Here is a 12,099-nt window from a genome sequence, read left to right on the forward strand (position 1 = left end):
CGGGGCCCACCGCCTGCAGTGCTAGCATCAGCGACTTCCGCCGGAAGCGGCCGGCGCCGTCAGCCTGCATGCCATGAAGGTCGCCCTGTTCGTACCCTGCTTCATCAACGTGCTGTACCCGAAGGTGGGTATTGCCACGCTGGAGCTGCTGGAAAAACTGGGCTGCGAGGTGGTGGTGCCGCCGGACCAGACCTGCTGCGGCCAGCCCATGGCCACCGCCGGCTGCCATGACGATGCGGCCGCCGCCGAGGCGCTGTTTGTGGATAACTTTGCCGGCTTCGAGGCGATCATCGGCCCATCAGCCAGCTGTGTGCAGCACATTCGCAAACACTTGTTCGCCATCGCACAGACCGATGCCGTCAAACACGTGCGTGCGCACACGTTCGAGCTGGTCGAATTTGTCCACGATATCCTCGCCGTGCGTGATTTTCCGTGGGCCAGACTGGACAAGCTCATTGGCCTGCACAACAGCTGCAGCGCGCTGCGCAGCCTGGATCAGGCCGCCACCAGCGAGCTGCCCGAACAGCGCGTGTCCAAGGCGCGCACCCTGCTGGAAGGCGTGGCCGGTATCCGTTTTGCCGAGCCCAAGCGGCCCGACGAATGCTGCGGCTTCGGCGGCGTGTTTTCCGTTTTCGAGGAGGCCGTCTCGGTGCGCATGGGCCAGGACAAGGTCGCCGACCACGCCCAGGCCGGTGCCGAGCTGATCGTCTCGGCTGACACATCGTGCCTGATGCACCAGCAAGGCTGCGCACAACGCCAGGGACGCAGCATCGGCTTTGCACATATTGCCCAGGTGCTCAACGGAGACCTGTCATGAGCCGCGTCGATCACGCCGGCCATGCGCGCGAATTTCTTCGCGACGAGGCGCACCGGCAATTCCACGACCAGCGCCTGTGGGAACTGCGCGAAAAGCGCGACGCGCAGTCACGCGCGGTACCCGAGTGGGAGCGCCTGCGCGAGGCGGCTTCGGCGATCAAGACGCACACGCTGTCGCAGCTGGCCGACTATCTGGAACAGTTCGAAGCGGCCGCGCGCGCCAACGGCGTCACCGTGCACTGGGCACGCGATGGCACCGAGCACAACGCCATCGTGCACCGCCTGCTGGCCGCGGCCGGCGTCGATACCTTGGTCAAATCCAAATCGATGCTGATGGAGGAATGCGAGCTGCGCCCGTTCCTGGAAGCACGCGGCATCACGGTGATGGAAACCGATCTCGGTGAGCGCATCCAGCAGTTGGACAAGCAACCACCCAGCCACGTGGTAGTCCCCGCCGTGCACAAGCTGCGCGGTGATGTCTCCGAGGTATTTCATCACACACTGGGCACCGAGGCCGGCTGCGAGGATGTGCCGACGCTGGCGCGCGCGCAGCGCGAGCATACCCGGCCCTTCTACGCCCGCGCCCAGGCCGGCATGACCGGTGCCAACTTCCTGGTCGCCGAGACCGGCGCGGTGGTGGTGTGCACCAACGAGGGCAACGCGGATCTTTCGGCCAACGTGCCGCCGCTGCATATTGTTTCGGCCGGCATCGAGAAACTGATCCCGCGCCAGGCCGACCTGGGCCTGTTCGTGCGCCTGCTCTCGCGCAGCGCGCTGGGCTCGCCGATCACCCAGTACACCAGCCATTTCCGCGCTCCGCGCGAGGGTGGCGCCATGCATATCGTGCTGGTCGACAACGGCCGCAGCACGCGCCTGAAGCAGGACAGGTTCTGGTCCTCGCTCAAATGCATCCGCTGTGGTGCCTGCATGAACACCTGCCCGGTGTACCGGCGCAGCGGCGGCCTCAGCTACGGCGCGGTGTACCCGGGGCCGATCGGCGCGGTCATCGATCCGACCTTCAACCTGCACCGCTACAGCCAGCTGCCCTACGCCTCCACGCTCAACGGCAGCTGCACGCAGGTGTGTCCGGTGAAGATCAACCTGCACGAACAGATCTACGCCTGGCGCCAGGTGATCGCCGAAGCCGATGAGCTGCCGCCGGCGCGACGCCGCCTGATGCGCGTGCTCGGGCGCACCCTTGGCGACCCGGCACGCTTTCGTGCCGCGGTGCGCATCGGCGGTGCGCTGCGCCGCCGCCTGCCGCGTCTATTGCTGTACCTGCCGCTCAATACCTGGGGCCGCGGCCGCGAACTGCCGCCAATGCCCAAGGAAACCTTTCAAGAGTGGTACCGCCGCGAGCGCGGCAGGGATAAGCCATGAATGCACGCCAATCCATCCTCGCCGCACTGCGTGACAGCGGCCGCCAGCGCGGCACGCTGCCGGAACCGGCCGCGTTTGCCAGCGATCAAGACGCGAGCATGCAGGCATTCGCCAAGGCGCTGGAGGCCATGAACGGACAATGCATCGGCCCCATGCCACCGCAGCAAGCATTGGACACCTTGTTCCCGCAGGCAGCGCGGGTGGTCTCGGTGACACCGGAAGTACGCGGCCAGCGCAAGATCACCACGAACACCGATCCGCGTTCGCTGGAAGATGTCGAGGTCGCGGTGCTGCGCGCCCCCTTCGGCGTGGCCGAAACCGGCTCGGTATTCGTCAGCGAGAAAGTATTGGTGTGCAACGCGCTGGCCTACTACGCCCAGCACCTGCTGGTGCTGCTGGACCCGGCCCAACTGGTGGCCAGCATCCACGACGCCTATGCCCGGGACGAGTTTTCCGGCACCCGCTATGCCGCGCTGATCACCGGCCCCTCGGCTACCGCCGACATCGAAGGCGTGCTCGTGCGCGGCGCCCAGGGCCCGCGTTCGCTCAGCGTGTGCTGGTGCCCGACAAGCCAGGCCAGTTAGCGCGACTTGACGACTGCTGCGACGCGGCAAGACGTCGCATATTTGCTTGCAATTGACTGGCGTCAACCACGCTGCAGCGCCGCAGGTAGATGCTCCTCTCCGCGATTTCATCGACTCATAGATCGTTCGAGGAGTACCACCATGTTGAAAGTTCTTTCCGTCGCCGTGGCCGGTGTGCTGGCGCTGGGCGCGAGCACCGTGTCGCACGCGGCCGATGCCAATCCGTGGGTGTTCAAGTTTGGCGTACACACCGTGCAGCCCAAGTCCGACAACGGCCGCCTCGCTGGTGGCGCATTGAAAGCCGACGTCGGCAACGACACCAAGCCGACGTTGTCGCTGGAATACATGTTCACGCCGAACTGGGGGGTGGAAGTGCTGGGTGCACTGCCGTTCAAGCATGAACTCAAGCTCAATGGCGCCAAGGCCGGCACCTTCAAACACCTGCCGCCGACAGTCAGCGTGCAGTATCACTTCAACCCCAACGGCCAGATTTCACCGTTTGTCGGCGTGGGCCTGAACTACACCACCGTGTTCGACGAAAAGACCACCGGTCCACTGGCCGGCACCAAACTCTCGGTGGGCGATTCCTGGGGCGAGGCGCTGCACGTGGGTCTGGACTACAACTTCGCACCGCGCTGGCTGTTCACGGTCGACGCGCGCTGGATGAATATCGATGCCAAGGCCAAGGTCAATGGCGCCTCGGTGGGTACCGTGCACGTCGATCCGATGGTCTATGGCGTAGCGTTCGGTTATCGCTTCTAAAGCGCATATATCGCGCTTGAGTTCATGCGGCCCATGCCGCGTGACGGGCGTCGCCGGGGTGAGCAGCCGGCGGCGCCCGCTCTTTTATCCACAGAGGCATCCACACACATGCAGGCGCCTTTGCGGCGGAACGTGGTTTGAAATGGGCCGTAAAGGGTGTGGATCAACTCCAGCGCATGGCGGTCCATCCGTGGACATGGTGGCCATGCCAGGGTCGCGCCAAAGCGGTACAGGCTGTGGACACTTTCAATAAAATTTATTTTTATCAATGCCTTGAATAACAACCCCCAAGTGGATAAATACGTCCGCGCGGATGGCTCGGGGGCCTCAGAGGGCCGGGTGGATATCACCTTGGGTGATGTGGATAAGATCATAGGAAACTCAGGAGCGATCTCCCGACACGCCTTGTCGACGCACCCGTCGGCCGTTTTCCAGCACCTGGGCGATGCGCTCGCCGTCCCATCGGTAGACCAGGTGGCCGACGTCTCGACAGGATGTCACCAGGTCTGGATAGAACAGCGCCACGCAGACGCCACCCTGGCGACGCACGCTGTCATAAACGATGCCGTCACTGCCGGACTGGCGCAGCGCCTTTGCCAACGACCGGCTGGCATCGTAGCTGTCGGGCGCGTGCACTTCGGGCCAGCCGCTGCGCACATCGTGCAGGCGCGCGCGAATGCTCATGCGATAGCAGCGCATGCCGATGTCGATGGGCGGCTCGGCGGTCGCGGCGAGAAAACGCTGACGGTGGTAGATGGTTTCTTCGATCGCCGTTGGGCGGCCGTGCGCGGCGTACAACACGCCTTCCTCGCCACCGGCGAAGCGACTGCCCAACGGATTGATATGCGTGAACGCGGCCATCACCGGCGTGGTGCCGGGGCCACTGATGCGCCGCTCCGGAGCAATCAGGCGCAGCGCGCCCTGTTCTTCGCGCAGGCGCGGGTTGGTCATCGCCTCCAGTTCGAACACCGCTTCCAGGTCGGCCGGATCGGCAATGCGGTCGAACAGGCCAGCGGTGGGAAAACGGCTGGGCACCAGGCGATAGGCCTGATCCCAGGCCAGGCGTTTGCGCGGCGGAAGCTCACTCATCGCGGCATCAGGTGCAGATCAACGGAACATGGCCGGCAGCGTGGCGCTTGTGGATATCGCCGGCTGCGACGTCCGGCTCAGCCCCAGCCACCACGCTGCGCATCCAGGTAGCGGCGCACTTCGTAAAGGTCGACCACGTGCCCTGAAAGCATGCGATCGAGCGCGCTCTGGCCACCGAATGGCGCGGCCTGATTGGGCTTGTGCACCCAGGCATCGGCGCGCTCGGCCTCGGGGAAGAGAATCTGCAGATCCTTGTAGATGCCCAACAGATAGCTGATGCGTTCGAGCGTGTCGCGGGACGGCGCATCGGCGCCGGAAAGCCCGTCACTGCGCCGTTTCCAGCGCTTGAACGCGGCCACCGACGGCTCGCCGAGAAGACGGCGTTGCTGGGCCTCGTCCAGTTGCCAACGCTCGGCCAGGGCAAAGAAGGTGCGCAGCGCGGCGGGCGCCATGTCACCCAGGGGCGCACTGGCCGTTTGTACCGATACACCACTCATCGCGCCGCCTTCGTCGTTGGCCGAAGATGCTCCGATTCTAGCGCCATAACGGCACAGGGCCCACCGCGGATGAGACGGCAGGCCCTGTGGATAACTTGGTGGACAAATGCCTAGTGACTGGCTTGAGCGCCGCTATCGCTCGGCCATTTGGGTTCCGGCCCACCTTCGGCGATAAAGCGCTGGATGCGCTTTTTCAGCACCGGCAGCGGCACCGAGCCCATCGACAGAATGGTGTCGTGAAAATGCGCCAGATCGAACTTGTCACCCAGCGCCTTGTGCGCCTGGTCGCGCAGCTGGCGGATGGTCAGGTAACCAAGCTCGTAGGATAGCGCCTGTCCCGGCCAGCTGATGTAGCGGTCGACCTCGTTCTCGATTTCCGGCTTCGACAGCGCGGTGTTTTCCAGCATGTAGTTGACCGCCTGCTGACGCGTCCAGCCCATGTGGTGGATGCCGGTATCGACCACCAGGCGCACGGCACGCCACATCTGATAGCTCAGGAAGCCGAACTTCTGATAGTCGGTCTGGTAGATACCCATCTCGTTGCCCAGATATTCGCAGTACAGCGCCCAGCCCTCGCCGTAGGCGGAGATGTAGCTGTTGCTGCGAAACGCCGGCTGGCCCTTGGCTTCATCGGCCAGTTCCAGTTGCAGGGCATGACCGGGGTAGGACTCGTGCAGGGTCAGCGCCGGCATCGAATACAGCGGGCGCGCCTTCAGATCGTAGGTATTGACCAGGTACACATCCGGGCCGCCACGGCCGGAGGTGTAGTACGGCGCAATCGAGGCCGGCACCGGCTTGATGGTGAAGCGCTCGCGCGGCAGGTGGTCGAAGAACTTGCTCAGCTGGCCATCCACTTCCTTGGCGACCCAGGCGGTCTTGTCCAGAAGCTCCTGCGGCGTCTTGGCGTAGAAGCGCGGATCGGTGCGCAGGAAATGCAGGAAGTCGGCAAAACTGCCCTTGAAGCCGGTGTGGCGCATGGTCGCCACCATCTGCTTGTGAATCTTGGCGACCTGCTTCAATCCAATCTGGTGGATGGCATCGGGCGACAGGTCCAGCGTGGTGTACTCGCGAATCTGCTGACGATAGAACGCCTTGCCATCAGGCAGGTCCTCGGCGGCCAACGTGGTGCGCGCGTGCGGCACGTAGACGTTGTCGAAAAACGCCAGCAGCTTGGCGTAGGCCGGCACCACGTCCGCAGCGATCACCTGCTTGGCCTGAGCGCGCAACTGGCGCGCCGTGGCCGGATCGATGCTGTCACCCATGTGCTCGAACGGCTTGTAGAAGCGCACCTGGGTCGGATCGTTCTGGTCGGCCACCGAGGCGATGGACTTGTCGCGGCCCTTCAGCACCGCGCGCGGCACGCTGAAGCCGCGCTTCAGGCCGGCCCGCATGTTGGCGATCTGCTGATCGAAATAGGCCGGAAACTGCTTCAGCTTGGCCAGATAGTTGCGGTAATCGGCCGCGGTCTTGAGCGAGCTTTCGCCCAGCTGATAGTCGATATCGGACCAGAACGCCGAGTCGCTGTTGAACGGCATCTGCCAGGTCTTGAACTGCTGGTCGGCGATGAAGTTGCGGATCTGCTCGCGGTAGATGGCGTAATTGACCTGGTCGGCCTGATCGAGCTTGGCCGGGTCGATGCGCTTGAGGTTGGCCATCACCTGCTGCCAGTACACCAGGCGCTCGTGCTGCTGCTTGGCGCCGACGTTGTCCAGGCGGCCATTGTTCGGTTGCGCCTCGCCATTGGTGCTGACCGACGACTGCCCGGTACGCCAGGCCCACTCGCGCGTGTAGATGCGCTTGAAGGTCTGGTCGGCGTTGCCAGCGTGTGCCAGCGGCGCTACGCCCAGGGCCACCACCAGGCAGGCGCCAAGAATCGACTTCATGCAATGCTCTCCGCTGAAAAATGCTCTGGCGCATCATCGCAGAAGCCCTCGCGCCTGCCACAGGGCCGTTCGGCACCCTTGGGCGCAAGCCTACAAGCGTGGCGGCGGAATCTCCGGCCGCGCGGTGACATGCGCCAGATAGGCCGCCAGATCACGCCCGGGACATTCATCGTAAGTGGCGCCGGTCAGCTGCACGCCGGTGATGCGGTCGGGGCGGAAATTGCGAAAGGCCGCGCGCAGACGGCACCAGCCGCCCAGCGTCCACTTGCCACCCCAGAACGCCAGGCACAGCGGCTCGATCTCGCGCGTGCTGGTGGCGCCTTGCTGGTCGGCGTAGTCAAAGGCAATCACGGCGCGCGCCTCGATGGCGCCATGCAGGGTATCGATCATGGCCTGGTAACGGCGCTGCCAGTCATCGCTCCATGTTGGCGCGAAGATGCGCGTGCGCTCGGCGCGCTCGCGAAGCTCGGCCGGCATCACCGCCTGGATCTTCAGCATCGCCGATTGCGCGCCGGCGGCCAGCCGCGCACCGGCAAAGGCACGCGCGAACCGCGTGCTTACCACCAGCGCTTCCAGCTCGTCGGCGCTGAACATCAGTGGCGGCATGTCCGCGCCCTTGCGCAGCACGTAGCCGACCCCGGCTTCGCCTTCGATGGGTACCCCTGAGCGTTGCAGATCGGCCACATCGCGATACACCGTGCGCAGCGATACCTCCAGCGTCTGCGCCAGCTGCCGCGCCGGCAAGGCGGTGCGGCGCCCGCGCAGGGCATGGATGATGAGAAACAGGCGATCGGCACGACGCATGGATGACATGATCGCCGAAGCCGGCAGCGGCGGCGAGTGCGACGCTGCCGGCGTGTCTTTTAGCTGGCCGCTTCGGCCTCGGCTTCGTGCTGGGCAGCCAGTTCGGCGTCACGAGCCGCGGCGCGCTGCATGGCCTCGCGTGCAGCCACGCGCTCGACATAGCCCTGGATCAGCCGCGTGGCCGGCACCAGACCAAATTGCGTGGTCCAGCCCAGTGCGGTGCCCCACAGTACATCGGCGGCGGTGAAGCGCTCGCCCAGCAGCCACGGTCCCGGCGCCAGTTGTGCTTCCAGCGTGGCCAGCACCTGCTCGAACGTCCCGTAGGGCGACATCGCCGCCTTGCCGGGCTCGCGCTGCATGGCGCGATCGACCACCGCCGGCTCGAAGCTGGACCCGTAGAACACCAGCCAGCGCAGGTACGGTCCACGCAGCGGATCGCCGATGGCCGGCGCCAGACCGGCCTGCGGATACAGGTCGGCCAGGTAGATCATCACCGCCGGCTGCTCGGTAATCAGCGCCTCGCCGTGACGGATGGCCGGCACCTTGCCCATCGGGTTCACCGCCAGATAGTCCGGCTGGCGTTGCTCGCCGCGCTTCATGTTGATCAGGTGCAGATCGTAATCGGCGCCCAGTTCTTCCAGCAGTGCGAAGGTGCCGCTGGAACGGGTGTGCGGCGAGTGGAAAAAGGTGATGCGTGCGTTGTCGCTCATGGTGTCGTCCTCGGGGCCGGGCCCGTGCAGTGATGCGGTGCCGTGGAGTGTGCGCCGGTGCTGCTGACAGCGTGTTGTCAGCAGTATGCGCGCATCGCGGGCTTGGTTTGCCCCCTCGGCGTCGACGACAATGCGCGCCTACCTGCCAACGTGGAGCGCTGCATGAAGCCGATCACCCTGATCCAGTTGCTGATCGAGGAACGCCGGGCCGGACGCATCAATGCCGAGCTTAGCCTGTTGATCGAGGTGGTGGCGCGCGCCTGCAAGCGCATTGCGGTGGCCACCGGCAAGGGCGCGCTGGGCGGGGTGCTGGGCGAGGCCGGCACCGACAATGTGCAAGGCGAGGCGCAGAAGAAGCTGGATGTCATTTCCAATGAAATTCTGCTGGAGGCCAATGCCTGGGGTGGCCACCTGGCCGCCTGTGCCTCGGAAGAAATGGAAGATCCGCAGCCGATCCCCGATGCCTACCCCAAAGGCGGCCACCTGCTGTTGTTCGATCCGCTGGATGGCAGCTCCAATATCGACGTGAACATTTCCGTCGGCACCATCTTCTCGGTATTGCAGCGCCCGGCCGAGCATGGCGAGAACGTGGCGACCGAGGAATTCCTGCAACCAGGTTCTTGTCAGGTCGCCGCCGGCTACGTGGTGTACGGCCCCAGCACCGAACTGGTGCTTACCGTCGGCCACGGCACGCATGTGTTCACGCTGGACCGCGAGGTGGGTTCATTCCTGCTGACCGAGCGCGATGTGCGCATCCCCGAGAGCACCTCGGAATTTGCCGTCAACATGTCCAACCAGCGCCACTGGGAGGCGCCGATGCAGCGTTACATCGGTGATCTCCTGGCCGGCAAGGACGGCCCGCGTGAGCGCGATTTCAACATGCGCTGGGTCGGCTCGATGGTGGCCGACGTGCATCGCATCCTCACCCGTGGTGGCATTTTCAGCTATCCGCTGGATGCCAAGACCACATCCAAGGGCGGCAAGCTGCGGCTGATGTACGAAGCCAACCCGATGGCTTTCATTGTCGAGCAGGCCGGCGGCGCGGCCAGCACCGGTCGCCAGCGCATGCTCGATGTCGCGCCCACGGCACTGCATCAGCGCGTGCCAGTGTTCCTGGGCTCCAAGGACGAGGTGGAGACGGCGGTGCGCTATCACCAGGCGGACTGAATCTCGCTCAGGCGTCGTCGACCTTCTGACGGCGCAGCGTCTTGGTGACGCCACCCAGAATGCCGATACCGATCAGCACCACCACACCCACCACAATCCACTGCGCAGGGACATGGGCAAGGTAAGCGCCGTACGCCAGGCCGGCGGTAACCACCAGCATGCCGAACAGATAGATGGCAAATGAACTCATGGGCCGCTCTCTCCGTGTTGGACGATGGCAGTTCATGCTAGTGGTCTTGCCTGAACGGGCGGCAAGTGCGCGATTCAGGCTACCCGCCGCACGCTGGCTTTGGGCGGGCGCGAACGTGGCGCGGCGGCCTGCGCACGGGCCCGCTCGATCCAGTGCCAGCCACTTATCCACAGGCCATCCACGTCGGTGCCGTGGGCGCGGTTGAAGAATACAAACCGACGCTGATCACGATCAAGCAACACCAGACGGTTGCGCGGTGTCAGCCCGGCCTCGACCAGAGCCACGAACGCCGCCTCGCCGGCCAGTTGCGGCTGCGTGGCCAGCAGCGGTGCCAACAAGGTGTTGGCCAATTGCCAGCTATCGGAGCGACCGTGGGCATCGCTCGGCAGGCGCACCGTGCCGTTGTGCATCATCTCGAAGCGATCATCGATGCGGATCGGGTGCGTGTTGTCCAGCGAACAGGCACCGCGGGTGCGCTGGCGCAGATGCAGGCACAACTCGGCGCCTGCCAGCTGCGCCAGACGCTGTGCAATGGCCGCGACATCTACCTGACGATGCCGCTCGACAATGACGCGCCCGTCCGGCATCACGGCCATCAGGCCCCAGCCGTCACTGTTCAGCCGCGCCGCATCGGCAATCAGCGCAGAGGGAATATGGCCACCGGCCGGTTGATGAAAGATCACGCACATGGCCCGAGCATGGCGCAGCGCTCGGGCGCGCTGGAAATGGCCGCTGGCGATGACTTATGCCCAGATCGCCAGCGGCGCACCCATCAACCGGCCTGCGCGGCGATACCGTCGAGCTGGGCCAGCGCATCGTCCGGCAAGCGCAGCGACGCGGCTGCCAGGTTTTCCTCAAGGTGCGCCAGCGACGAGGTGCCGGGAATCAGCAGAATGTTCGGCGAGCGCGCCAACAGCCAGGCCAACGCCACCTGCATCGGCGTGGCCTCAAGCGATGCCGCCACGTCACTCAGCGTGTTCGACTGCAAGGGCGAGAATCCCCCGAGCGGGAAGAACGGCACATAGGCGGTGCCGGCGTCGGCCAGCGCGTCGATGAAGGCATCGTCGCTGCGGTGCGCCAGGTTGTAGTAGTTCTGCACGCAGACCACCTCGTCAATGGCGCGCGCCTCGCGCCATTGCGTGGCCGTGGCATTGGAAATGCCCAGATGCCGGATCAAGCCGCGTGCCTTGAGTTCGGCCAGGGCGGTGAAGCGCGCCTCCAGCGAATCTTCCGACGGCTGGCCGTGATTGTCGCCATCGCCCATCAGCCGCAGGTTGACCACATCGAGCACGTCCACGCCCAGGCGGCGCAGGTTGTCGTGCACGGCGCTGACCAGTTCCTGCGGCTGCTGCGCCGGTAACCAGGCGCCCTTCTCATCGCGGCGTGCGCCGACCTTGGTGACCAGGGTCAAGGCATCACCGTAAGGGTGCAGCGCCTCGCGGATCAGCTGGTTGGTGACATGCGGGCCGTAGAAATCGCTGGTGTCGATATGGTCGACGCCGGCCTCCACCGCTGCGCGCAATACCGCGCGCGCTGTGTCCGGGTCCTTGGGCGGACCGAACACGCCGGGGCCGGCCAGCTGCATGGCGCCGTAGCCCATGCGCTTGACCCGGCGCGTGCCCATGTCAAAGGTGCCGGTCTGGTTCAGGTCGCTCATGTATGTGCTCCGCAGGTGAGTGATGGAAGCCACCTTACGCGCCTGCTGGCTGTGCGATAAGCCAGGTTTTGTCGCACGGGTTGTGCGCAATATCGAACAGCCATCGACGCTACGGCTGCGGCCCAGGAGGAAAACGCTTGACGCGCACCCCAAGTGTATTGTTGTATTGATACACATGGATGCCTCGATCTTCACCATTCAGCCGAATGCGGCCGAGCCGATCTACCGCCAGCTGCTGGGACAGCTGGGGCGCATGATCGCCGGCGGCCAGCTGGCGCCGGGCGAACGCCTGCCCTCGGTGCGTGAAGTGGCCGGCCATCACGCCATCAACCCGATGACGGTGTCGCGCGCCTACGGGCTGGCCGAAAGCGAAGGCCTGCTCGAACGCCGCCGCGGTGTCGGCATGGTGGTGGCCACGCAGGCCGCGCCCGCCGCCGGGGATCAGGCGCGCATGGCGCTGCTGGAGCCGGCCGCGCGGGAACTGGTGCGTCAGGCACGCGAACTGGAACTGCCGATCGAATCGGTACTGAAACGGATTACGTCCTTGTGGGAGGGATGAC

The 12,099-nt window shown here is 65.1% G+C and carries 14 protein-coding genes; 6 read left to right on the plus strand and 8 right to left on the minus strand.

The genetic code is table 11. The features are described from left to right. Window positions 1-73: 73 nt before the first annotated feature. The 4 genes from HBF24_RS08145 to HBF24_RS08160 all read left to right on the plus strand — a co-directional run bounded on the left by HBF24_RS08145 (window position 74) and on the right by HBF24_RS08160 (window position 3,542). A complete protein-coding gene (locus HBF24_RS08145) occupies window positions 74-817 on the plus strand; it encodes a (Fe-S)-binding protein (protein WP_167171620.1) in 744 nt (247 codons plus the stop codon). Next, window positions 814-2,196: a lactate utilization protein B gene (locus HBF24_RS08150; RefSeq protein WP_167171622.1), complete on the plus strand. Its 1,383-nt coding sequence runs from the start codon at window positions 814-816 to the stop codon at window positions 2,194-2,196. The genes HBF24_RS08145 and HBF24_RS08150 overlap by 4 nt, the downstream gene beginning before the upstream one ends. After that, a complete protein-coding gene (locus HBF24_RS08155; RefSeq protein ID WP_167171625.1) occupies window positions 2,193-2,780 on the plus strand; it encodes an LUD domain-containing protein in 588 nt (195 codons plus the stop codon). Before HBF24_RS08150 ends, HBF24_RS08155 begins: the two co-directional genes overlap by 4 nt. A gap of 141 nt (window positions 2,781-2,921) precedes the next feature. Continuing rightward, window positions 2,922-3,542: an OmpW family outer membrane protein gene (locus tag HBF24_RS08160; protein ID WP_167171628.1), complete on the plus strand. Its 621-nt coding sequence runs from the start codon at window positions 2,922-2,924 to the stop codon at window positions 3,540-3,542. 381 nt (window positions 3,543-3,923) lie between these two features. Here HBF24_RS08160 and HBF24_RS08165 read toward each other — a convergent pair whose 3' ends face one another. The 5 genes from HBF24_RS08165 to HBF24_RS08185 all read right to left on the minus strand — a co-directional run bounded on the left by HBF24_RS08165 (window position 3,924) and on the right by HBF24_RS08185 (window position 8,525). Next, the gene (locus HBF24_RS08165; RefSeq protein ID WP_167171631.1) at window positions 3,924-4,631 is read right to left on the minus strand and encodes an RES family NAD+ phosphorylase; all 708 of its coding nucleotides are present in this window, start codon (window positions 4,629-4,631) and stop codon (window positions 3,924-3,926) included. A gap of 77 nt (window positions 4,632-4,708) precedes the next feature. After that, window positions 4,709-5,128, minus strand: a complete 420-nt coding sequence (locus HBF24_RS08170) for an MbcA/ParS/Xre antitoxin family protein (protein ID WP_167171634.1) — start codon at window positions 5,126-5,128, stop codon at window positions 4,709-4,711. A 110-nt stretch (window positions 5,129-5,238) separates the two neighbouring features. Further along, entirely contained in the window at window positions 5,239-7,011 is a 1,773-nt protein-coding gene (locus HBF24_RS08175; RefSeq protein ID WP_167171636.1) for a DUF885 family protein, read from the minus strand. Window positions 7,012-7,101: 90 nt separating this feature from the next. Next, window positions 7,102-7,815: a YafY family protein gene (locus HBF24_RS08180; protein WP_167171638.1), complete on the minus strand. Its 714-nt coding sequence runs from the start codon at window positions 7,813-7,815 to the stop codon at window positions 7,102-7,104. 59 nt (window positions 7,816-7,874) lie between these two features. Beyond that, window positions 7,875-8,525: a glutathione S-transferase family protein gene (locus HBF24_RS08185; RefSeq protein WP_167171640.1), complete on the minus strand. Its 651-nt coding sequence runs from the start codon at window positions 8,523-8,525 to the stop codon at window positions 7,875-7,877. Window positions 8,526-8,687: 162 nt separating this feature from the next. Here HBF24_RS08185 and HBF24_RS08190 point away from each other — a divergent pair, with 162 nt between their 5' ends. Then, window positions 8,688-9,692, plus strand: coding sequence for a class 1 fructose-bisphosphatase (locus HBF24_RS08190; protein ID WP_167171643.1), 1,005 nt, complete (start codon window positions 8,688-8,690; stop codon window positions 9,690-9,692). A gap of 7 nt (window positions 9,693-9,699) precedes the next feature. Here HBF24_RS08190 and HBF24_RS08195 read toward each other — a convergent pair whose 3' ends face one another. From HBF24_RS08195 to HBF24_RS08205, 3 genes are all read right to left on the minus strand, one after another. Further along, a complete protein-coding gene (locus HBF24_RS08195) occupies window positions 9,700-9,882 on the minus strand; it encodes a hypothetical protein (protein WP_167171646.1) in 183 nt (60 codons plus the stop codon). A gap of 74 nt (window positions 9,883-9,956) precedes the next feature. Continuing rightward, window positions 9,957-10,565, minus strand: a complete 609-nt coding sequence (locus HBF24_RS08200; protein WP_167171649.1) for a hypothetical protein — start codon at window positions 10,563-10,565, stop codon at window positions 9,957-9,959. An 89-nt stretch (window positions 10,566-10,654) separates the two neighbouring features. Continuing rightward, window positions 10,655-11,539, minus strand: a complete 885-nt coding sequence (locus tag HBF24_RS08205) for an aldo/keto reductase family oxidoreductase (protein ID WP_167171651.1) — start codon at window positions 11,537-11,539, stop codon at window positions 10,655-10,657. A gap of 175 nt (window positions 11,540-11,714) precedes the next feature. Here HBF24_RS08205 and HBF24_RS08210 point away from each other — a divergent pair, with 175 nt between their 5' ends. Further along, the gene (locus HBF24_RS08210; protein WP_167171654.1) at window positions 11,715-12,098 is read left to right on the plus strand and encodes a GntR family transcriptional regulator; all 384 of its coding nucleotides are present in this window, start codon (window positions 11,715-11,717) and stop codon (window positions 12,096-12,098) included. The last annotated feature ends 1 nt before the right edge of the window (window position 12,099 follow it).

The sequence above is a fragment of the Oleiagrimonas sp. C23AA genome (genome assembly GCF_011759385.1).
GTDB lineage: Bacteria > Pseudomonadota > Gammaproteobacteria > Xanthomonadales > Rhodanobacteraceae > Oleiagrimonas.

Coding starts and splice junctions, on each gene's coding strand:
- HBF24_RS08160 (WP_167171628.1), top strand. CDS start 2,922: ATGTTGAAAGTTCTTTCCGTCGCCGTGGCCGGTGTGCTGGCGCTGGGC.
- HBF24_RS08195 (WP_167171646.1), bottom strand. CDS start 9,882: ATGAGTTCATTTGCCATCTATCTGTTCGGCATGCTGGTGGTTACCGCC.
- HBF24_RS08145 (WP_167171620.1), top strand. CDS start 74: ATGAAGGTCGCCCTGTTCGTACCCTGCTTCATCAACGTGCTGTACCCG.
- HBF24_RS08190 (WP_167171643.1), top strand. CDS start 8,688: ATGAAGCCGATCACCCTGATCCAGTTGCTGATCGAGGAACGCCGGGCC.
- HBF24_RS08170 (WP_167171634.1), bottom strand. CDS start 5,128: ATGAGTGGTGTATCGGTACAAACGGCCAGTGCGCCCCTGGGTGACATG.
- HBF24_RS08155 (WP_167171625.1), top strand. CDS start 2,193: ATGAATGCACGCCAATCCATCCTCGCCGCACTGCGTGACAGCGGCCGC.
- HBF24_RS08210 (WP_167171654.1), top strand. CDS start 11,715: ATGGATGCCTCGATCTTCACCATTCAGCCGAATGCGGCCGAGCCGATC.
- HBF24_RS08175 (WP_167171636.1), bottom strand. CDS start 7,011: ATGAAGTCGATTCTTGGCGCCTGCCTGGTGGTGGCCCTGGGCGTAGCG.
- HBF24_RS08185 (WP_167171640.1), bottom strand. CDS start 8,525: ATGAGCGACAACGCACGCATCACCTTTTTCCACTCGCCGCACACCCGT.
- HBF24_RS08180 (WP_167171638.1), bottom strand. CDS start 7,815: ATGCGTCGTGCCGATCGCCTGTTTCTCATCATCCATGCCCTGCGCGGG.
- HBF24_RS08165 (WP_167171631.1), bottom strand. CDS start 4,631: ATGAGTGAGCTTCCGCCGCGCAAACGCCTGGCCTGGGATCAGGCCTAT.
- HBF24_RS08150 (WP_167171622.1), top strand. CDS start 814: ATGAGCCGCGTCGATCACGCCGGCCATGCGCGCGAATTTCTTCGCGAC.
- HBF24_RS08205 (WP_167171651.1), bottom strand. CDS start 11,539: ATGAGCGACCTGAACCAGACCGGCACCTTTGACATGGGCACGCGCCGG.